This window comes from Stenotrophomonas sp. 115C5, assembly GCF_056861055.1.
Map to the genome: position 1 here is coordinate 137,104 of NZ_JBSPUQ010000007.1, position 21,205 is coordinate 158,308.

Genomic DNA, 21,205 nt, shown 5'->3' on the forward strand with positions numbered 1-21,205 from the left:
TGACCCCCGCGCGCGGCCCGTCCACACTTGCCACATGGCCAAGAAGTCCCCCGAAAACGCCTCCCCGGTCGCCCAGTTCGAGCAGTCGCTCGAATCGCTGGAACAGCTGGTGGAGCAGATGGAAACCGGCGAGCTGAGCCTGGAAGCCTCGCTCAGTGCTTACGAACGTGGCGTCGGTCTGTATCGCCAGTGCCAGCAGGCGCTGGAGCAGGCCGAACTGCGCGTGCGCCTGCTCAGCGATCCGGCGCAGCCGGAAGCAGCCGAACCCTTCGATCCGCCCAGCCATGACGGCTGAGGTTCTGTTCGCGCGCTGGCGCGACCGTATCGAAAGCCAGCTCGACGCCGCTCTGCCCTCGCCTGCCGAAGCACCGCAGCGCCTGCACCAGGCCATGCGCTATTCGGTGCTGGGCGGTGGCAAGCGCATGCGCCCTCTGCTGGTCTACGCCAGTGGCCACCTGTTCGGTGCGCAGCCGGAAAGCCTGGATGCGGCGGCCATGTCCGTCGAACTCATCCACGCCTACTCGCTGGTGCATGACGACCTGCCGGCGATGGATGACGACGCGTTGCGCCGCGGCAAGCCGACCACCCACATCGCCTTCGATGAAGCCACCGCGATCCTGGCAGGCGACGCGCTGCAGACCCGTGCCTTTGGCCTGCTCGCCGATGCGCCGCTGCCAGCCACCTTGCGCGTGGCCTGCCTGCAGACCCTGGCCCACGCCTCCGGCGCGTCCGGCATGTGCGGCGGCCAGGCGCTGGATATCGATGCCACCGGCCAGCAGCAGACGCTGGCGGCATTGACCCGCATGCACGCGCTGAAGACCGGCGCGTTGATCCGTGCGGCAGTGCGCATGGGCGCGCTGTGCGGCCAGGCCCACGAACCGCAGCTGGCCCAGCTGGACAGCTTCGCCGATGCACTCGGCCTGGCCTTCCAGGTACGCGACGACATCCTCGATGTCGAGGCCAGTTCCGAGCAGTTGGGCAAGACCGCCGGCAAGGACCAGGCGCAGGACAAGAGCACCTTCCCCGCCCTTCTCGGTATGGACGGCGCAAAGGCCCAGCTGCACGAACTCGCTGCACGCATGCAATCGATCCTGGCCGGGTATGGCGAGGAAGCCGATGCGCTGCGTGCGCTGGCGACGCTGGCGGTCGAACGCGATCATTGATTGCTCGCCGGGCACCGCCCGTCGCTCCCCGCACATGAAAACGCCCGGCAATGCCGGGCGTTTTCAGTTCCGCATGTAGCCGGTATTACTTGATCAGGCGCAGCGCGAACGGGTAGCGATAGGCTTCACCGTTGTTGGCCTTGACCGCTGCGATGATGCTGAACACCAGGCTGATGATGCCGACGATCGGGGCCAGGAAGACGCCGATGATCACGATGGTCAGGATCATGCTGATCACCATGGCGATGGTCACGGTGATCTGGAAGTTCAGGGCTTCCTTGGCCTGGTCGGTCACGAAGGCCTTGCCAGCATCGTCCTTGTTGATCAGCCAGATGATCAGCGCGCCGATGAAGCCGGTGAAGATGCCCAGCAGGTGGGCAGCCAGGGCCATGGTGCGCTGGTCGGCCGGCACGTCGGTGGTGGCCGGCGGCGGCGGGACGTTATCGAATTCGCTCACGACAAAACTCCTTTTCATTGGGTGGTCTTGACCCACCAGCACCAAGCTGGTTGCGTCAGGCGGGCATAGCTTACGCCATCGACGCCATCAATCATTACCGGCGATGGTCATCCGCCCCAGCAGGATCGAACCGGTCCGGATGTGCGAGCGCGGGTCGACGTCGCTGCCAACCGCTTCGATGCTGCTGAACATCTCGCGCAGGTTGCCGGCGATGGTGATGCCATCCACCGGGTACTGGATCTCGCCATTCTCGACGCGGAAGCCGCCGGCACCGCGCGAGTAGTCGCCGGTCACCCCGTTCACGCCCTGCCCCATCAGCTCGGTCACCAGCAGGCCATCGCCCATCTGGCGGGCGATCTCCTGCAGGGAGCCCGCGTTGGCGGCCAGTTGCAGGTTGTGCACGCCACCGGCATTGGCGGTGGTCTGCAGGCCCAGCTTGCGCGCCGAGTAGCTGCCCAGCACATAGCGCTGCAGCACGCCGTCACGGACCAGGGCCGAAGCACGGGTGGCCACGCCGTCACCGTCGAAGGCGGCCGAGCGCAGGCCACGGCGCAGGTGGGGCAGTTCCTCGATCTGCATCCAGTCCGGGAACAGCTGCTGGCCAACGCTGTCCAGCAGGAAGCTGGCCTGGCGGTACAGGGCACCGCCGGACACCGCCGACAGCAGGTGACCGACCAGGCTGCGCGCGACTTCCGGGGCGAACAGCACCGGCATGCTGCCGGTGGCCATCGAGCGAGGCTGCAGGCGGGCAACGGTACGCTCGGCGGCACGACGACCGACCAGGCCCACCTCCTCAAGGTCCTCGCGGGCCAGCGCGCTGGTGTACCAGCCATCGCGCTGCATGCCATCGCCCTGGCCGGCGATCAGCGCACAGCCCACCGAATGATGGGTGCCACGCTCACGGCCGAAAAAGCCATGCGAATTGGCGTACACCGACAGGCTCTGCATGCTCGACACCGAGGCGCCGTCGGAGTTGCGGATCTGCGCATCGGCCTCACGACCTGCGTTCTCGCAGGCCAGGGCCAGGTCCACCGCCTCGTCGGCCTGCAGCGCCCAGGGATGCCAGCTGTCCAGGTCGGGGAAGTCGGTCGCCATCAGCGCCGCCTCGGCCAGGCCGGCGGCCGGGTCGTCCTCGGTATGGCGGGCGATCGCGCAGGCCTGCTCGACCGTGGCGGCAAGGCTGGCCTCGTTCAGGTCGCCGGTGCTGGCGCTGCCCTTGCGTTGGCCGAAATAGACGGTGACGGCGATACCGCGGTCACGGGTGGACTGCACGGTCTCAACCTCGCCAAGGCGGACATTGACCTCCAGACCACGGTCCTCGCTGCAGCTGACCTCGGCCTGGCTGGCGCCCAGCGCCCGGGCACGGTCGAGCAGCTGCTGGGAAAGGTCGGCCAGCCGTTCCAGCCGGGCCGGGCTGTCGTCGCCGACAGCGACTTCAGGGGCGATCACGTTCAATGCTTTATCCTGTACGGGTTGGGCCCGGCATCACGCCGGGCGACTTTTTTTGAGATCAGGTAGGAACGATGCGCGGACGCGACGAAGAAACCGGTGAATTCCACGACAAGAGCCGCAGCCAGAACCGGCGCGATGCGCTCGACGTCCTGGCCCTGGGCGAGAAGCTGGTGTCGTTGACCCCGGCCCAGCTGGCGCGCCTGCCGATTCCGGAAGACCTGCTGCCGCACATCGCCGAGTGCAAGCGCATCACCGCCCACATCGCCCACAAACGCCAGCTGGCGTTCCTGGCCAAGCACATGCGCCGCGAAGAAGACGCCACGCTGGATGCGATCCGCGATGCGCTGGACGCCAACAGCGAAACCGGCCGCCGCGAAGTGGCGATGATGCACCGCGTGGAAGACTGGCGCGAGCGCCTGCTGGCCGAAGGTGACAAGGCGCTGGCCGCCCTGCTGGACGATTACCCGCAGGCCGACCGCCAGCAGCTGCGCACGCTGGTGCGCAACGCGCAGGCCGAGAAGGCGAAGAACAAGCCGCCGCGCGCCTACCGCGAGATCTACCAGGTGCTGCGCGCGCTGATGCTGCCGGCGGCGCTGGGCCTGAAGGCCAGCGGCGAAGACGCTGGCCACGTCGAGACCGACGAGGCCGACGAGGGCTGAGTCCGCGCCGGTCGGGGCGGTGGCGCTGGCCATCGCCCGGCTCAGGCCTGGGTACCGCCGACGGTGATGCCCTCGATCAACAGCGAAGGCTGGCCGACACCCACGGGCACGCTCTGCCCATCCTTGCCGCAGATGCCCACGCCCTCGTCCAGAGCCAGGTCGTTGCCGACCATGCGCACCTTCTGCATGGTTTCCGGACCGTTGCCGATCAGGGTCGCGCCCTTCACCGGCGTGGTGATGCGGCCATCCTCGATCAGGTACGCCTCGGTGGCCGAGAACACGTACTTGCCGCTGGTGATGTCGACCTGGCCGCCGCCGAAGTTGACCGCGTACAGGCCCTTCTTCACCGAACGGATCATCTCCTGCGGGTCGTGCTGGCCGGCACGCATGTAGGTATTGGTCATGCGCGGCATGGTCAGGTGCGCGAACGATTCGCGGCGGCCGTTGCCAGTCGGCGCTACGCCCATCAGGCGCGCGTTGAGGCTGTCCTGCATGTAGCCGACCAGGATGCCGTCCTCGATCAGCGTCGTGCACTGGCTGGGATGACCCTCGTCGTCGATGTTCAACGAGCCACGGCGTCCGTCCAGCGTGCCGTCATCGACGATCGTCACGCCCGGGGCGGCAACGCGCTCGCCGATCCGGCCCGCGTAGACGCTGGTGCCCTTGCGGTTGAAGTCGCCTTCCAGGCCATGGCCGACCGCTTCATGCAGCAGCACGCCGGGCCAGCCCGGGCCCAGTACCACCGGCATCACGCCGGCCGGTGCCGGTACCGCTTCAAGATTCACCAGCGCCTGGCGCAGCGCCTCACGGGCGAAGGCTTCCGGGCGGCCGTCCGCGAACAGTTCCTCATACCCGTAACGGCCACCGCCACCGGCATAGCCGGACTCGCGACGGCCGTTGTGCTCGACGATCACCTGCACGTTCAGGCGCACCAGCGGGCGCACGTCAGCGCCCAGCACACCGTCGCTGCGGGCGATCAGCACCGTATCGACGCCGCCGGACAGGCTGACCATCACCTGCTTCACGCGCGGGTCGGCGGCACGCAGGTAGCCGTCCAGGCGCTTGAGCACCTCGACCTTGGCCTCGTTGCCGATGCCGTCGATCGGGTCCAGCGCCGGGTAAAGCGCGCGCGCGTTGCCACGCAGCAGCGAGCGCCCGGTCTGGGCACCACCTTCGCGCGAGATCGCGCGCGCCGACTGCGCCGCCACCCGCAGCGCATCGGCATGGATGTCGTCGGAGTAGGCGAAACCGGTCTTCTCGCCGGAAATCGCCCGCACGCCCACGCCCTGCTCGATGGAATGGGCACCGTCCTTGACGATGCCATCCTCCACGCTCCAGCTCTCGCGGCGGGCGTGCTGGAAGTAAAGGTCACCAAAGTCCACACCGGGGCCGAGCAACTGCCCGAAGGTGCGCTCCAGGCCAGCGGTATCCAGGCCACCAGGGCGCAGCAGGCGGTCTTGGGCAAGCGTCAGGGCGATATCAGTCATGGTTCTCGATCTGGGGATGCGGGGGCGCTCAGGCAAGCCCCGTGAACAGGAAAGCCGCGCTCAACGCGCGCGCGGCAGGCCGGTGACGGTCGGCGGAATGGCCGGTGCCGGTGCCGGCGCGGGTGGCGGAGCCTTGTCGCGGCTGCGCTCGATCACTTCCACCTTCGGTTCCTTCCATGGACCGGTCACCTTGTAGGTACGGGCGCCAATCTCGCCCAATGGTTTGGACAATACCGCATTGGTGGCCGCGCCCAGCGCCGCCCCCACCGGGCCACCGGCCACCGCCCCCACCACGGTCAGCAGATTGCCTGCGCGCGGGTTGACGTCGATGGTCTGGTCGAACTGCTGGTTGCGCAGGTCGGCCTGGCCGCGGATGGTGATGTTGGCTGCCGGGCCTTCGATCAGCACCTTGTCTGTGCGCGCCATGCCCTGGCCGAACTGCATGCTGCCGTCGATCTGGTTGAACGCGAAGCCCTTGGAGAAGAAGTCGCGGAAGTCGAACATCAGGCGCCGCGGCAGCTGGGTCACGCTGAGCAGGCCCAGCACGCGGCCGGCGCCGGGTTCCAGCTCCAGCAGCTGGCCGTTGCGTGCGTGCAGGTCCAGGCGGCCCTGCAGGTTGCCCAGCTGGAACTCCGACGGCCCCCCACTCCACGTGGCCTGCAGCTGCGCCTGGCCGGAACCGCCACGCAGCTGGCCGCCGTAGTCGAGGTTCTGCATCAGTCCGCCCAGATCCTCGCTGCGCACCTGAGCGGTCAGCTCGGTGCGGGCACCACCGGTGCGGCCCAGCCAGCGACCGCTGATGTCGATCTCCTGGTCAGGCGCACGGAAGCGCAGCTCATCCACGTTCAGGCCATTGGCCAGCGGCCGCGTACGCAGCACCGCCTGGCCCAGCACCACCTTGCCGAACTTCAAGTCGGCGATGTCCAGCGCGAACGGCGGCAGCTTGGCCGGGTCCATGTCGTTGGCGCCGGCCTGTACCCGTGCCGGCGCGGCCGGTGCACCTGGAGCCGCCGGCAATGACTGCCAGTGCACGCGGTCGAGCTGGCCACTGATGGTGCCGCCGTCTGCATTGGGGACGGTCAGGCGCCCGGCCAGCGACGGGCCGTCCAGGCGCACATCCAGTGCCTGCGCTCCCGGGCGCAGCTGCAACCGGGTCTGCTCGAACACGCCACCGATCAGCATCAGCTTGCCGACCTGCACATCCACCGCACGCAGCGGCATGCCGTCATCGTCGTTGCCACCACGGGCCAGGCCGATCCACTCCAGCGCATCCAGGGTCGGGCTGCGGCCATTCACGGACAGTCCGCTCGGCGGCGGCTCGCGATCGGCATGGTCGCTTCCCAGCGTCACCTGCACACCCGTCTGGTTGTTGTGGCTGCGCGCAGCCAGCGCCAGGCGCTGGCCGAACGCCACGTCGATGCGGCCGGCCCCCATCGGCAGCTGTGCAGCCACGGTGGTCGCCAACGGCTCGGCAGCCGGTTTGTCCAGCGGCGCCGGCAGATCCAGCCGGGTCCCGACCAGATCGGAGCTCAACCGCAGCTCGCTGGGCGGCGCAGGCGCCCCCGGAGCGACCTTGGGCAGATTGACCGCGATGGTCCACGGCGAGGTGCCGGCGATGTAGGGCTTCAGCCACGCCATTTCCGGTGCGCGGTCGATCAGCACGCCAGCATCGAGGTTGGCCGACAACTGCGATTCAAAGGCCAGCTTGCTGTCGTGCACGTAGCCACCGGCACGCAGGCTCAGGCGGCCGTCCTGGCCGAGGTGGCGCACCGCCAGTTCCTCGGCATCGAAACCGCCGTTGCTGTAACGCGCCTGCCCGTGCATGTTGTCAAAGGTGAGCTGGAAGCGCTTGTCGACCAGCTTCACGCCGGCCAGATCGACCGTTCCCTGCAGGTGGCCGCCCCCTTCATCGTGGTGCAGCGGCTGCAGCAGATCGAAGGTCACATGCGCCGGGCCCGTAGCGGTGAGGTTGTCCAGGGTGTCGCCATAATCCTTGTGCAATGGGCTCTGCCGCAGCATGGCCAGCAGCCTGTCGGCCTCGCTCTGCGCATCGGCACGCACGTACAGCGGCTGCTGCCCGAAGTCCTGGATGCCCGCTTCGAATTTCTGCACCGCCACGCCGGCCAGATCGCCTCGACCGTGCATGTCGAAGCCGGGGCCGATGAAGGCGATATCGGCGTCGACCTGGCGCATCAACGGCCAGTCGTGCTGGAAGCGGATGTCACCATTGGTGATATGGCCGGTCGCCTCGAAGCGGCCATCGTTGTTGTCGAACGGCCAGTCGTCCAGGTCGCCACTGACCAGGCCGATGCCATTGCGCACCTGGCCGCCGGCCAGCGCCATGTCCAGCCAGTCGGTGGCGCCCTTGCTCATCTTGGAGTGGATCCAGAAGCGCTTGGCCGATGTCATCGGCACGTCGTCCAGCTTGGCCGCCAGCTGCAGCCACGGCCGCGTACCGTCGCCCTGGAACCAGACACCACCGCGCACGTCCGCCGCGTAATCGGTGCCTTCCACGCGCATCGCCGCCGTACCGATGCGCCAGCCACCGCCTTCATCGCGCCAGCCCACCACCTGGCCCGCCAGGTGCAGATCGTGGCGCACGCCGAAGCCGGTCGGCCAATCGAACTGCAGCTGGCGTTGCGGCTGCAGCTGCAGGCTGAAGCCATCCGCGTCGCCTTCGAAGCGCCCGCCCAGGCCGCGCAGGCCGGGCGAATTGCCCACGCTGGCGAAGCCCAGCGACTGCAGTTCGCCCTGCGCCCACAGCGGGCCATCGCGTTCGCCCGCCAGCTGCAGCTCGCGCACGTCCAGCTGCGGCCTGGACAGGAACAGCCAGCGACGCAGGCCCGGTTCAAGACGATCGCTCAGGGCCAGCGCACGCAGCGCGATGCCGGCCTGCACTTCGCCAGAACTGACCCGCAGCTGCTTGCCGAGCTGCAGCTGCAGGCCATCGAGCTGCTGCTCGCCTTCTTCGGTTTTCAGGCGCAGGCGCGGCACCTGCAACGCCCAGCCGTCGACCTGGCGCTGCCAGCGCAGGCGTGCCTGCAACCGCTGCAGCTGCAGCTGCGGAGCCGCCATCGCGGGCATCGGTGCGCCATCGATGCGGACATCACGCAGGTCCGAATCGGTGGTCACCGCCACCGGCGCGAAATCGCGCAGGGTCAGCCACAGGTTGAGTTCGCCCTTGCCTTCGCGCAGGCGCACACCGCCGGCCGCCAGCAATGGCGACCAGGCATGGAAATCGACCGGATCGGCGCCCAGCCAGGCCTGGCCGTTGCCGCGCACGCGGTCCACGTCCAGCACCGCAGTCAACGGCAGCGCTTCGGTCTGGGCCCAGGCGCGCACGCCTACACGCAGGCGGTCGCCGTTGACCCGCAGGCGCACGTCGATGCGTGGCAGCGTGGTATCGATCCCCAGCCCCGGCGCATGCACGCCCAGGCGGCCACCGATCACCTGCAGTTCGCCCAGCCGGCGCAGCGCATCCAGCGGGTCCCCGCCATTGGCGGCCTGCGGCAGGCCACGCACCGACCAGCGGCCGTCCTCGCCCTGCTGCAGGTCCAGTGCCAGGCCACGCAGGCGCAGTTCGGTCAACGAGCGGCCGGGCAGCAGCCCGCTGTACATCGACACCAGCACCTCGGCCTCGCCGATCGCCAGGCCCTGGCCGGCGCCAATGCGCAGGCCCTTCAGCTGCAGCAGCGGACCACGCCGGGTCCAGGCCGTCTGCAGCTGGTCGAAACGCACCGGCTGGCCGGCGCGTTCACTCAACCAGGCGGCAATCCTGTCGGGATGGCGCTCGGCCAGCGGCAACAGCTGGCTGAGCGTGCCCACCAGCAGTGCCAGCCCGACCAGGCCCACCGCGCAGGCGGCAATGAAATGACGGCGGATCCTTCGCAGTCGCAGGCGCGGCGGCGCGCTCATCGGCCACCGCCGGCCTGCGGCCGGCGAGGATCAGAGCAGAACAACATCGAATTGCTCCTGCAGGTACTGCTCGTCCGCCTGGAAGCGGATGCTCTTGCCGAGGAATTCCTCCAGTTCGGCCACTGCCGCGGATTCCTCGTCGGTGATGCGCGCGACCACCTTGGTCGAAGCGATCACCAGCAGGCGCGCGGCATCGAACTGGCGCACGGCACGGGTGATCTCGCGGAAGATCTCGTAGGTCACCGTCTCGGTGGTCTTGATGCTGCCACGGCCGCTGCACTGCGGGCAGGTTTCCGACAGCTGGCGCTCCAGGCTTTCCACCGTGCGCTTGCGGGTCATCTCCACCAGGCCCAGCGGCGAGAAGTCGTACACCGTGGTCTTGGCATGGTCACGGGCCAGCGCCTTTTCCAGCGTACGCAATACCTGGCGGCGGTGCTCGGCATCATCCATGTCGATGAAGTCGATGATGATGATGCCGCCCAGGTTGCGCAGCCGCAGCTGCCGTGCCACCGCCTGTGCCGCTTCCAGGTTGGTGCGGAACACCGTCTCTTCCAGGTTGCGCTGGCCGAGGAACGAACCGGTGTTGACGTCGATGGTGGTCATCGCCTCGGTCTGGTCGATCACCAGGTAACCACCGGATTTCAGCGGCACCTGCTTGTCCAGCGCGCGGCCGATCTCGTCCTCCACCCCGAACATGTCGAAGATCGGACGATCGCCGGAATACAGCTCGATCTTCTCGGCCAGCACCGGCATGTACTTGGCGACGAAGGCCTGCAGCTGGGCGAAGGTCTCCTTCGAATCCACCTTCACCTTGTCCACGTCCTTGCGGATCAGGTCGCGCACCGAACGCAGCGGCAGGCTCAGGTCTTCATAGATGTTGCTGCACGAGGGGGCTTCGCGGCCGCGGCGCTCGACCACGTTCCATACGCGCGACAGGTAGGCGATGTCCTCGGCGATGGCCTCGGCCGGCTGGCCCTCGGCATTGGTACGCACGATGTAGCCGTAGCCCCCGTGCTGCGCCGACAGTTCGGTCACCAGCGCCTTCAGGCGCGCGCGCTCGGTTTCATCCTCGATGCGTGCCGATACGCCCACCACTTTCGACTGCGGCAGCAGCACCATGTAGCGCGAGGGAATGCTGATCTGCGTGGTCAGGCGGGCGCCCTTGGTCCCGATCGGGTCCTTCACCACCTGCACCACGATGTCCTGGCCGTCGCGCAGCAGCTCGACGATCGGCACGCTGGACGGCGGCGGCAGCGTGGTGTTCTCGGTGTCGGCACTGGCTACCGGCGCCGGCCGCACCACGTCGTTGGCGTGCAGGAACGCGGCGCGCTCCAGCCCGACTTCGACGAAGGCCGCCTGCATGCCGGGCATCACCCGCTGTACCTTGCCCTTGTAGATGTTGCCGACCACACCCCTGCGCCAGCCGCGCTCGATGTGCAGTTCCTGCAGCATGCCATTTTCGATCACCGCGACCCGGGTCTCGCGCGGGGTCACATTGACCAGGATTTCCTCAGACATCGGCAGCCTCCCTGGCGGCATCGGCAGTGGGGGCCGGCACGCCACAGCGCGCCAGCAAACGATCGGTGTGCAGCAACGGCAGCCCCATCACCCCGGAGTAACTCCCGGACAGGTGCTCGATCCAGCGCTCGGCCCCGCCCTGGATGGCGTAGGCACCCGCCTTGTCCAGCGGTTCGCCGGTGGCCACGTAGGCGGCGATGTCGGCGTCGTCGATCGGGGCGAAGGTCACTTCGGAAATGACCAGCTCGCTGTCCAGCCCGTCCGCGCCGACCACCACCACCGCGGTCATCACCTGATGGGTACGCCCGGCAAGGCGCGCCAGCATCGCCCGCGCATCGGCGGCGTCGGTGGGCTTTCCGAACACGTCGCCGTCCAGCACCACCTCGGTGTCCGAACCGAGCACCCGCGCCTGCGGGTCATCGGCCAGCACCCGGGCCAGGCCAGCGCGCGCCTTGTCGGCGGCGACCCGGCAGACATACCGTTCGGCGCTTTCAGCGGGCGCGCGCTGCTCGACGACCTCCAGGTCCAAGGCCTGGAAGGGGCGTCCGAGTCGGGCCAGCAGCTGGTTGCGTCGGGGGGAGCGGGAAGCAAGGTAGAGCATCGGCACAGCATAACCTGAGGCTGCCACCTGAATCGTCGGCAACCCGTTCCGGAACGCGTTCAACCCCGAACGGGCTCACAGCGCGTTCATCGCTACGACACCACCCTCAACGGCACAACAAGGAGTTCTCCATGCGCCTGACCGCCACCCCGCTGCTGCTCGCCCTGTCCCTCGCCCTTGGAACCTCGATGACCGCCCATGCTGCCCCGTCGTCGCCGTCGATCGCCGCTCCGGCCGAAGGCACCCTGCTGAACATCTCGGCCAACGCCGAGGCGACCCGCGTGCCGGACGTGGCCACCCTGTCGGCCGGTGTGGTCACCCAGGCCGCCGATGGCAACAGCGCCATGCGCCAGAACGCCCAGCAGATGGACAAGGTACTGGCTGCGATCAAGGCCGCCGGCATCGCCGAGCGCGACGTGCAGACCAGTGGCGTCAGCCTCAACCCGCAGTACCGCTATGCCGACAACGAAGCACCGAAGATCACCGGCTACCAGGCCAGCAACACGGTCAGCCTGAAGGTGCGCGACATCGCCAAGCTGGGCAAGGTGCTGGACGCACTGGCTGCGCAGGGCGCCAACCAGATCAATGGCCCCAGCTTCGAGATCGACCAGCCGGAACCGGTCTATGACGAAGCCCGCCTGGCTGCACTGAAGAAGGCCCAGGCCCGCGCCCAGACCTATGCGAAGTCGCTGGGCCTGCAGGTGCGCCGCATCGTCAGCATTTCCGAGAACGCCGGCGGCGGCTACCGCCCGATGCCGATGATGCGGGCCATGTCGGCCGGCGCGGCGATGGACAAGGCCACCCCGGTCGCACCAGGTGAATCGACGGTCTCGGTCAACCTGGACGTGGTGTTCGAACTCGGTCGCTGATCCCGTTCGTCATTGCCGGCAAAGGCGGATCCCGCAGGGGATCCGCCTTTTTTCATGCCCGCAGCCGGCACTGGCTGAAGGCCAGCCCAACGATCGCCCCCCTGCCTCTAGGCAGTAGCCGCCATGTCGCGCTACTGATGGACTGCCAGCCGCGTGCGGCAACCCCGCCACGGGCCCTGGTGCGTTGAGGACTTCGTCACTGGCATGGAGGTGGACCATGGTTCGTACGTATCCCGTTGCATCCCCGCACTTCGACCCCGCCCGCGTTGCCGCCTGGAGCGCGGCCATCGCCCTGCATCTGCTGGCCTTCCTGTTGCTGCTGATCCCGGCGACCTACCAGGCTGTGCAGGTCCCGCGTGACAAGACTGCGGTCAGGCTGATCGAGAAGATCCCGCCACCGCCCACGCCGCCGGTTCCGATCCCGCCGAAAGAAATCGTCCAGGTGGTGCCCAAACCCCGGACGCAACCGGTAGCACCGCCGCTGCCCGCCCCCACCGCGACCGTAGAGGAAACCCAGGGCATCGCACTGCCGGCCGCCGAACCGGCCCCGCCCCAGCTCGTACCGAGCATCGATACCGCCACACCACTGGCCGGCGCCCAGCTGCAATACCGCAGCGCCCCGCCGCCGGCCTACCCGCTGGCGGCACTGCGCAACCGCGAGCAGGGTACGGTGCTGTTGCGGGTAGAGGTGGACACCCACGGGCAGCCAGCGGTGGTCAGCATCGAGCGCAGCAGTGGCTCGCGCAGCCTGGACCAGGCTGCACGCCAGCAGGTGCTCAAGCACTGGCGCTTCGAGCCGGCCCAGCGTGATGGCGTGGCCGTGCCGGCCATCGGCATGGTGCCGGTGCAGTTCTCGCTGCCGGACTGAGGTGATCGCCGGCCCGGCCATCTGCCGGGCCGGCCCTTCCGTCCGGGCGGGTACGGACGGAACAGGATCAACTGTTATCAATTAAGCAAAAATTCACGACTTCGTCACCTGCCGGAAACCTAGATTGGTCCGTCCCGGAATCTACCGGAGACAGCCCTCAACGCTACGGTTTTCCAGTTAGGAGAGAAGCTGTGAAACACCTGATCCAACGGCCCGCCAGCCGCCGCCGCACCACCCTGGCATCGTCCATCACCCATATCCTTACCGGCGGCACCCTGCTGCTGGTTGGCGCCGTGGCTTCCACCTCCGCTTTCGCGCAGGAGAAGGCCACCAACCTGGACCGCATCACGGTCACCGGTTCGAACATCCCGCGCACCAACACTGAAACACCGTCCCCGGTGCAGGTGGTGACCCGCCAGGAAATCGACCGCACCGGCAAGACCACGGTTGCCGAGTACCTGCAGACCATCACCGCCAATGGCGCCGGCTCGATTCCCAAATCGTTCGGCAACGGCTTCGCCGGCGGTGGCGCCGGCATTTCGCTGCGTGGCCTGGGCGCGGGTTCAACCCTTGTCCTGTTGAATGGTCGCCGCATGGCCACCTACGGCCTGGCCGACGACGGCCAGAAGGTCTTCACCGACCTGAGCACCATTCCGCTCGACGCCGTTGAACGCGTGGAAGTGCTGAAGGACGGCGCCTCGGCGATCTATGGCTCCGACGCCATCGCTGGCGTGGTCAACATCATCCTGCGCAGCGACTTCCAGGGCGCGATCCTTCGCGGCTCCTACGGCCTGTCCGGCGACAGCGATGGCGATACCAAGAAAGCGACCCTGACCGCCGGTACCGGCGACATGGCCACCGACGGATGGAACGCCTTCTTCAGCCTGGATGTCGGCAAGAGCGACGCGATCAAGATCAGCGACCGCAAGAACCGCAAGTGGATCGGTACCGGCGACACCCGCCAGTGGGGCTATGGCAACAACGCCCAGTTCCTGGGTGGCGCCTTCCTCAGCGGCAAGACCCGCGGCGGCGTTGGTCCCAATGGCTCGGTGTACGACGACCGCAATGTCACCGACACGAATCCGGCCACCCTCGTGCCACTGCCTGGCTGCCAGGGTCTGACCACCATCGGTGGCCAGACCGACGCTTCGGTCGCCGCGCAGGGCTGCCTGTGGGATCCGGCACAGCTGTATCGCGACATCTCGCCGGAAGAGAAGTACGTCAATGTGTTCGGCCGCGCCAGCTTCGCGTTCGGTGAAGGTGGCGAAATCTACACCGAGATCGGCTACTCGAAGAAGGAAACCACCTTCAGCAACACGCCATCCGCCGCGTCCGGCGGCTGGGGTTATCCCGGCGGGCCGGTCAACGGCAACAGCGGTCCGGGCGCCGTGGTGCTTGGCCCCAATCATCCTGACCGGCCTGCCGGCCTCGGTACCGGCCCGTTGCGCCTGCGCTACAGCGCTTGGGACGTCGGCCCCCGCGTGACCGACAACACCAACGAGTTCAATCGTTTCCTGGTCGGCGTCAAGGGCAATTGGGGTGACTGGAGCTACGACACCGCCTACCTGCACTCGGGCACCGACCTGGTCAACGAGCGCACCGGCTTCCTGCGCTACAGCGCCGTGAAGTGTGCACTGGGTGACGCGAACTGTGCCGGTGGCGTATGGCGCATTGGCGACAACGCCAACCTGAACTCCCAGGCGCTGTACGACTACATCTCGCCGAAGATCAGCGCACGTGCCAAGTCCAGCCTGGACATGTTCGACTTCACCGTGTCGCGCAGCCTGATGGACCTGAAGGGTGGCCCGCTGGGCCTGGCGATCGGTACCGAGTGGCGCAAGACCAGCAACAGCCTGACCCCGCAGACCTACACCGACACGGGTGACATCATCGGCCTGGGCTACTCGGCCTATGACGGCACGCAGAACGTGTACGCCGGCTACGTCGAACTGTCGGCACCGGTGCTGGAGCAGTTGGAACTGTCCGCTGCACTGCGCTACGACAAGTATGAGAGCGGTGAAGGCAAGGCCACGCCGAAGCTGGGTGTGAAGTGGACGCCGGCCGACTGGATCGCCCTGCGCGCCAGCTACGCCGAAGGCTTCCGCGCGCCGAACCCGGCCGAGAACGGCGATGGTGGCTTGGCCGCCTTCTCCACTGCCTCGGATCCGATCCGTTGCCCGGACGGTGAAAACCCGGCCCCGGGTGCTTCGCCTGACGACTGCGGCTCGCAGTCGGTTGCGATCATCACCCGCCCGAACAAGGACCTGAAACCGGAAGAGTCGAAGAGCTACTCGGTGGGTATCGTGCTGCAGCCCACCCGCTCCACCTCGTTGACCGTCGATGCCTGGGAAATCAAGCGCACCAACGAGATCGCCCAGGGCGATACCGATGACGCGATCCGGGCTGGCAACGTCCTGCGCGACAACAACCTGCTCAACGGCGTCGCCGGTACCGGCAGCATCCTGGCCGTCAACACCGCCTACATCAACGCCAGTTCCTCGCGCGTTCGCGGTATCGACACCGACATCCGCCAGACCTTCGACATCGGCCCGGGCCAGCTGGAGATGGATCTGCAGTGGAGCCACCTGCTGAAGTTCGAGCGCACCAGCGGTACCAGCACCGATGATTTCCTGGGCACGCACGGCAACTGCGACGTGACCAACTGCATCGGCACGCCGAAGGACCGCATCAACTTCGGTACCACCTGGAAGCAGGGCCCGTGGAGTGTCAGCGGCGTGGCCAACTACATCTCCAGCATGGAAAACACTGACAAGCGCGGCGGCAAGTACCAGTTCTTCTATGCCGATGGATCGCCGGTGAAGAAGATCTCTTCGTTCACCACCTTCGACCTTTCCGGCCGTTGGGCAATCACCGAAGCGTTCGAGCTGAATGCTTCGGTCGAGAACGTCTTCGACCGCATTGCTCCGCTGGATCCGCTGACCTATGGCGGCGTGAACTACAACCCGATGCACTTCAGTGGTGCCATCGGTCGCTACTTCACCGTCGGTGCCAAGTACACCTTCAAGTAATACAGGCACACGCTTCAACGCAGCAACTTCGAAGGCCCGGGCAGCTGCCCGGGCCTTCGTCGTTCTGCCCCTTGCAGGCATGTTCACGGGCACAGGGCTACCGTGTGCACGCGGCATCACCGCCGCAGGGGATCTCCATGGCCGCGACATCGCAGCGCTTGGGCCTGCCCGCGTTGACCGCACTGGTGGTCGGCTCGATGGTCGGCGCCGGTATCTTTTCATTGCCGCAGAACGTAGCGCGCAGCGCCGGTCCGGCCGCCGCGCTGATCGGCTGGGCGGTGAGCGGCGCGGGCATGCTGATGCTGGCCTTCGTGTTCCAGGCGCTGGCCAACCGCCGGCCTGATCTCGATACCGGCATCTACGCATACGCGCGCGAAGGCTTCGGCAATTACATCGGCTTCTCCGCTGCGTGGGGTTACTGGGTTGCCTCGGTGCTTGGCAACGCCAGCTTCTTCGTGCTGATCTTCAGTGGCCTCGGCCACTTCATGCCCGTGTTCGGCGAAGGCAATACCCCGGCCGCCGTGACCGCATCATCATTGCTGTTGTGGACCGTGCACCTGTTGGTGCTGCGTGGCCTGCGCACCGCAGCCATCGTCAACGGCCTGGTGACCGTGGCCAAGCTGCTGCCGATCGCGCTGTTCCTGATCCTGGCCGCCGGCGCGTTCCGCATGGACGTGTTCCGCGCCGATTTCCTCGGCACGCCTGCACTCGGCGACCTTGGCCAGCAGCTGCGCGGCATGATGCTGGTGACCGTGTGGGTGTTCATCGGCATCGAAGGGGCCAGCATCTATTCGCGACGCGCGGCACGCCGCACCGACGTGGGTCGCGCCACGGTGATCGGCTTCCTTGGCGTGTGGCTGCTGCTGGTGCTGGTCAGCCTGTTGTCGATGGGCGTGCTGTCGCAGGCGGAACTGGCCGGACTGCCAAATCCGTCGATGGCCTATGTGCTGCGCGCCATTGTCGGCGAATGGGGCGCGACGGTGATCATCATCGGTTCCATCATCTCCGTTCTCGGTGCATTGTTGGCCTGGGTGCTGCTGTGCGCTGAAGTGCTCTATGCCGCCGCAGGTGACGGCACCATGCCCGCCTTCCTTGGCCGTGAGAACGCGCGCGGCGTGCCGGCCAATGCACTGTGGTTGAGCAACGGCCTGATCCAGTTGTTCCTGCTGCTGGTGCTGGTCAGTTCCGGCAGCTACACCGGGCTGGTGCTGCTGGCCGCGTCGATGAGCCTGGTGCCCTACTTCCTGTCCACGGCATTCGGCGTGCAGCTGGCCTGGCGCGGGCAGGCCTATGCCGGTGAGCCGGGTGTGCGCTGGCGTGATTTCGGAGTAGCACTGCTGGCCAGTGCGTATGCGCTGTGGCTGGTGTATGCCGGTGGCCTGGACAACCTGCTGCTGTCGGTATTGCTGTACGTGCCCGGTGTGGTGTTGTTCGCACTGACCCGGCGCCAACGCGGCGAACAGGTATTCACGCGATGGGAATGGGCGCTGTTCGGTGCGATCCTGATCGTGGCGATCGCCACGCTGGTGGCGTTCTGGCGAGGAGCGCTGGCGCTGTAGAGCCGAGCCCACGCTCGGCTTCGCACAGGCAGCCGAGCACTGCTCGGCTCCACAACAGCAGTCGAGCAAGCTCGACTCCACAAAGACGCAAAAAAAAACCTGCATCTCGCGATGCAGGTTTCTCAAGGTGGCGCCCGAAGTTGGACTCGAACCAACGACCCCCTGATTAACAGTCAAGTGCTCTAACCGGCTGAGCTATTCGGGCAGACGACTAGTATAACCACTCTTCACGCGCGATGGTAGGGGTGATTGGCAATCATTGCGGCAGCTCGATACAGCTGCTCGGCCACCACCAGGCGTACCAGCATGTGCGGCAGCGTCAGCGGTCCGATCGACCACTTCTCGTCGGCCAGCGCGGATACTTCCCGCGAATGCCCTTCCGGACCACCGATCAGGAACGCCAGGTCCCTGCCCTGCCCGCGCCAGTGTTCCAGGCGCTGTGCCAGCTGTTCGGAACTGAGCTGGCGACCCGGCACATCCAGCGCCACCACATAGGCATTCTTCGGCAGCGCAGCGATCACCCGCTTGCCTTCATCTTCAGTGGCGCGGCGCGGATCACGGCCTTTGCCGCGCAGGCCGGGCTCGATTTCCACCAGCTCGAACGGCAGCCAGTGCGATAGCCGCTTCTGGTACTCGGCGAAGCCCTGCGCCACCCAGCTGGGGGCGCGTTCACCGGTGGCGATCAGACGGGCTTTCATCAACGGTCCTCCAAAACGTCGACGGCGCCATCGGCGCCGTCGAGGGGATGCGTCAACGTGCGGCTCAGGCCACTTCGTCGTCGCTGGACGGCGGCTGGTCGCCGACGGTCCACAGGCGCTCGAGAGCGTAGAACTCACGCACGCGCGGCAGCATCACGTGGACGATCACGTCGCCCAGATCGACCAGCACCCACTCGGCTTCACGCTCGCCTTCCACGCCCAGCGGCATCACGTCGATGTTCTTGGCGAAGCGCACCACTTCATCGGCAATCGACTTGACGTGGCGGGTCGAGGTGCCCGAAACGACAATCATGTAGTCGGCAACGCTGGACCGGCCGCGCACGTCGATCTCGACCAGGTCCTTGGCCTTCAGGTCTTCGGTGGCTTGGCGGACGCTGGCCAGCAGTTCCGGCACGGACGGCGGCGGGCTGGGCAGATCGACCTTGATGGTCTGGGGCTGGGTCTGGTTGCTCAAAGTGGATCGACTCGATAAACGTGGGGGCGATTATACGGGGATGGCGCCGCTACGCCATTCACGCTGTGGCCGGGCGGTACAGCCCGTGTGCAGCCACATAGTCCGCCACGCCGGGTGGCAGCAGGGCGCGCCAGGGGCCGCCGCCGGCGATCTGCGAACGCACGGCGCTGGCCGATTCCTCGCGCAGCGGGTGGTGCAGGCGCAGGATGCGCCCGGCCGGGCTGGCGAACAGGGCCTGCTCGGTGTCGGCCCAGCGCCCTTCCAGCGCCCGGCCCAGCTCGCCATCCACCGCAGCCTGCAACGGGCTGCCCGGGCGCTCCGCCACCACGAAATGAGCCAGCCCGAACAGCGCCTCCCACTCGTGCCAGCGGGACAGGCCAAGCAGGCTGTCGGCGCCGACCAGCCAAGCCAGCGGCCGGCTCGGACCCAGCTCGCCACGCAGCTCGCGCAGGGTGTCCACGGTGTAGGACGGCCGACCGGGGAAACGCGCTGCACGGTCCAGCTCGCGGCGGTCCAGCAGCAGACCCGGTTCGTCGCCGATGGCCAGCGACAGCATGCTGCAACGCTGCTCGGCCGTGGCACCGGGCACGGCCCGGTGTGGCGGATCGGCGGCCGGCAGCATGCGCACGGCAACCTGCAGTTCGTCGCGGGCAGCCCGCGCGATCGCCAGGTGCCCGAGGTGCACCGGATCAAAGGTGCCCCCGTAATAGATCCGCAGGCTCATTGCTCAGGCCCGCGCCAGCAGGCGCACGGCACGCGGTTCGGCCACGGCCACCAGCAGGCGCTCCAGCGCCAGCCAGGCATCACCGTCGGCGCGCCCCTTGGCGATGCGGTCGACCAGCCCGGCTTCGGCCACGAAGCGCTCCCAGCGCTTGCTTTCCGGATGCCGCTGCAGCGCGCGCTTGTACGGCGCCTGCCGCGATTCCCAGATGCCGCGCGATTTCATTTCGGCGGCCAGGTTGCCGCCACGGGCCTGCACCCGGGCCAAGCCTGCACCAGCCAGCAGTTCGCGGATCACCATCGGCATCAGTGCAGCCACCGCCTCACCCTCGCCGCGCAGGCCGGCCAGCATGCGCAGCACCGCCGGCGGTTGCCCGGAGAACGTCGCCTCCACCAGCCGGAACACGTCATAACGCGCGGCGTCGGCCACCAGCGATTCCATCCGTTCCACGTCCAGCGGCTGGCCGTCGGCCAACAGCGCCAGCTTGTCGATTTCCTGGGCGGCAGCCAGCAGATTGCCTTCCACCCGCTCGGCCAGGCGCTGCACGGCGGCCGGGTCCGCGCGCAGGCCCTTGCCACGCAGGCGGCGCTCGATCCAGTCCGGCAATTCGTGCGGCTTGATCGCCCAGGCCACCGACAGCACGCCGATGCGGTTGACCGCCTCGGCCCACTTGCCCTGGTGGGCCCTGCTCCATTCGTTGGCGGTAATCATCAGCACCACGTCCGGCGCCGGATTGGCGCAGAACTGGCTGATCACCTCGGCCCCGTCCTTGCCCGGCTTGCCGCTGGGCAGGCGCACCTCGACCAGGCGGCGGGCGCTGAACAGGCTGGGCGCGTTGAAGCTGGCGTCGAGCTGGTTCCAGTCGAAATCACGGCCATCGGCGTCGAACACTTCCCGCTCGCCGATGCCGGCGGCGCGCGCGCGCGCGCGGATGGCGTCGGCCGCCTCAAGCACGCGCAGGGTTTCCGGGCCGGCAATCAGGTAGACCGGCGCCAGCGCGGTATCAGCGCCCTGGCTGGCCAGCTGCTCCGGACGCAGTTCCATCGTCGCGGCTCAGTGCTTGGCTGCGGGGACCGGTTCGGCCGGCTCCGCACCTTCAACCGGCTTGTCCTTCGGCGCCGACAGGCTACCGCCCTTCTCGATCTCGGCACGCACCACGCTGTCGATGCGGCGGATGATCGAGGCGGACATTTCCCGGCGCAGTTCATTGGCCAGGATTTCACGTTCGGTGGTGGTACCGGTGGCGTCGGTCGGCGGCGACACGTAGTCGCGCGACAGCTCGATCACCTGCTGCGGCACCAGCTCGCTGCCGTCTTCGCGACGGAAAATGAAGATCACCGCGTAGCGCAGGCTGTATTCCTGCGCACGGCCCTGCGAGTCGATGGCGATCGGCAGGTCGCCCCAGCGTTCGGACAGCACCTGCAGCTGGGTACTGGGTTCCTTGCTGTCCTCATCGGCCAGCCTGGCGCCGGAGGCCAGCAGGCTGCGGTTGAGCAGCTTGACCAGTTCGCTGTACGGCGCAGTGGAAACCACCTTCACCGGTGCCGTGTCGGTCGGCAGCATCAGCTTGTTGCGCAGATGGAAACCGCAGCCGGCAAGGCCGAGGACAAGAACGAGGGCAAGCAGGATTCGGGTCATGGAGACAGTCTGGCGGAGCCGGGCGATCACGGCAACACACAGCGTGCCCGAAGCCGCGTGAATGCAGGGCCATCAAACGCCTGGCCCTGCACCGGA

The 21,205-nt window shown here is 67.5% G+C and carries 18 protein-coding genes and 1 tRNA gene; 7 read left to right on the top strand and 12 right to left on the bottom strand.

The genetic code is table 11. The annotated features are described in order from the left end of the window. Positions 1-34 precede the first annotated feature (34 nt). Both AC13FN_RS11065 and AC13FN_RS11070 read left to right on the top strand, forming a co-directional pair. Complete coding sequence (locus AC13FN_RS11065) at positions 35-295, top strand: exodeoxyribonuclease VII small subunit (protein ID WP_010482975.1); 261 nt, start codon at positions 35-37, stop codon at positions 293-295. Next, positions 285-1,163: a polyprenyl synthetase family protein gene (locus AC13FN_RS11070; RefSeq protein WP_005410523.1), complete on the top strand. Its 879-nt coding sequence runs from the start codon at positions 285-287 to the stop codon at positions 1,161-1,163. The genes AC13FN_RS11065 and AC13FN_RS11070 overlap by 11 nt, the downstream gene beginning before the upstream one ends. 85 nt (positions 1,164-1,248) lie before the next feature. Here AC13FN_RS11070 and AC13FN_RS11075 read toward each other — a convergent pair whose 3' ends face one another. Together AC13FN_RS11075 and pmbA are read right to left on the bottom strand one after the other, a co-directional pair. Further along, the gene (locus AC13FN_RS11075) at positions 1,249-1,620 is read right to left on the bottom strand and encodes a DUF4870 domain-containing protein (protein WP_010482972.1); all 372 of its coding nucleotides are present in this window, start codon (positions 1,618-1,620) and stop codon (positions 1,249-1,251) included. An 87-nt stretch (positions 1,621-1,707) separates the two neighbouring features. Continuing rightward, a complete protein-coding gene (gene pmbA, locus AC13FN_RS11080; RefSeq protein ID WP_010482969.1) occupies positions 1,708-3,075 on the bottom strand; it encodes a metalloprotease PmbA in 1,368 nt (455 codons plus the stop codon). A 68-nt stretch (positions 3,076-3,143) separates the two neighbouring features. Between pmbA and yjgA the strand changes: the two genes are divergently transcribed. Continuing rightward, the gene (gene yjgA, locus AC13FN_RS11085) at positions 3,144-3,731 is read left to right on the top strand and encodes a ribosome biogenesis factor YjgA (RefSeq protein WP_049437338.1); all 588 of its coding nucleotides are present in this window, start codon (positions 3,144-3,146) and stop codon (positions 3,729-3,731) included. 41 nt (positions 3,732-3,772) lie between these two features. Here yjgA and tldD read toward each other — a convergent pair whose 3' ends face one another. Genes tldD through AC13FN_RS11105 form a run of 4 tightly spaced genes read right to left on the bottom strand, consistent with a single transcriptional unit; the run spans position 3,773 to position 11,252 of the window. Then, on the bottom strand, positions 3,773-5,218 hold the full coding sequence (tldD, locus tag AC13FN_RS11090) for a metalloprotease TldD (RefSeq protein ID WP_049437340.1): 1,446 nt from the start codon (positions 5,216-5,218) through the stop codon (positions 3,773-3,775). Between the two features lie 60 nt (positions 5,219-5,278). Further along, entirely contained in the window at positions 5,279-9,133 is a 3,855-nt protein-coding gene (locus AC13FN_RS11095; protein WP_482984863.1) for a YhdP family protein, read from the bottom strand. A 30-nt stretch (positions 9,134-9,163) separates the two neighbouring features. Next, positions 9,164-10,651: a ribonuclease G gene (gene rng / locus AC13FN_RS11100; protein WP_049437343.1), complete on the bottom strand. Its 1,488-nt coding sequence runs from the start codon at positions 10,649-10,651 to the stop codon at positions 9,164-9,166. Beyond that, a complete protein-coding gene (locus tag AC13FN_RS11105) occupies positions 10,644-11,252 on the bottom strand; it encodes a Maf family nucleotide pyrophosphatase (RefSeq protein ID WP_482984862.1) in 609 nt (202 codons plus the stop codon). Before AC13FN_RS11105 ends, rng begins: the two co-directional genes overlap by 8 nt. A gap of 131 nt (positions 11,253-11,383) precedes the next feature. On the opposite strand from AC13FN_RS11105, the gene AC13FN_RS11110 reads away from it, so the two are divergent. The 4 genes from AC13FN_RS11110 (at position 11,384) to AC13FN_RS11125 (ending at position 17,577) form a co-directional block, all read left to right on the top strand. Beyond that, positions 11,384-12,121 carry an SIMPL domain-containing protein gene (locus AC13FN_RS11110; RefSeq protein WP_006382138.1) on the top strand — a complete coding sequence of 246 codons (738 nt, stop codon included), beginning with the start codon at positions 11,384-11,386 and terminating at the stop codon, positions 12,119-12,121. A gap of 217 nt (positions 12,122-12,338) precedes the next feature. Further along, positions 12,339-12,989, top strand: a complete 651-nt coding sequence (locus AC13FN_RS11115; protein ID WP_197654821.1) for an energy transducer TonB — start codon at positions 12,339-12,341, stop codon at positions 12,987-12,989. A 191-nt stretch (positions 12,990-13,180) separates the two neighbouring features. After that, positions 13,181-16,018: a TonB-dependent receptor gene (locus AC13FN_RS11120; protein WP_019338628.1), complete on the top strand. Its 2,838-nt coding sequence runs from the start codon at positions 13,181-13,183 to the stop codon at positions 16,016-16,018. A gap of 137 nt (positions 16,019-16,155) precedes the next feature. Further along, positions 16,156-17,577 (top strand): basic amino acid/polyamine antiporter, encoded by a 1,422-nt coding sequence (locus AC13FN_RS11125; RefSeq protein ID WP_317216429.1) that lies wholly within the window; start codon positions 16,156-16,158, stop codon positions 17,575-17,577. Between the two features lie 128 nt (positions 17,578-17,705). On the opposite strand, the gene AC13FN_RS11130 is transcribed toward AC13FN_RS11125, so the two are convergent. From AC13FN_RS11130 to AC13FN_RS11155, 6 genes are all read right to left on the bottom strand, one after another. Further along, positions 17,706-17,782: transfer RNA gene (locus AC13FN_RS11130), tRNA-Asn, on the bottom strand. Between the two features lie 22 nt (positions 17,783-17,804). Continuing rightward, positions 17,805-18,275, bottom strand: coding sequence for a 23S rRNA (pseudouridine(1915)-N(3))-methyltransferase RlmH (gene rlmH, locus AC13FN_RS11135; RefSeq protein WP_049437350.1), 471 nt, complete (start codon positions 18,273-18,275; stop codon positions 17,805-17,807). 64 nt (positions 18,276-18,339) lie between these two features. Then, a complete protein-coding gene (gene rsfS, locus AC13FN_RS11140) occupies positions 18,340-18,750 on the bottom strand; it encodes a ribosome silencing factor (protein WP_005418109.1) in 411 nt (136 codons plus the stop codon). A gap of 58 nt (positions 18,751-18,808) precedes the next feature. Then, positions 18,809-19,474, bottom strand: coding sequence for a nicotinate-nucleotide adenylyltransferase (nadD, locus tag AC13FN_RS11145; RefSeq protein WP_171955189.1), 666 nt, complete (start codon positions 19,472-19,474; stop codon positions 18,809-18,811). 3 nt (positions 19,475-19,477) lie between these two features. Continuing rightward, positions 19,478-20,515, bottom strand: coding sequence for a DNA polymerase III subunit delta (gene holA / locus AC13FN_RS11150; RefSeq protein WP_482984861.1), 1,038 nt, complete (start codon positions 20,513-20,515; stop codon positions 19,478-19,480). 9 nt (positions 20,516-20,524) lie between these two features. Next, a complete protein-coding gene (locus tag AC13FN_RS11155) occupies positions 20,525-21,109 on the bottom strand; it encodes an LPS-assembly lipoprotein LptE (protein ID WP_010482940.1) in 585 nt (194 codons plus the stop codon). Positions 21,110-21,205 lie beyond the last annotated feature (96 nt).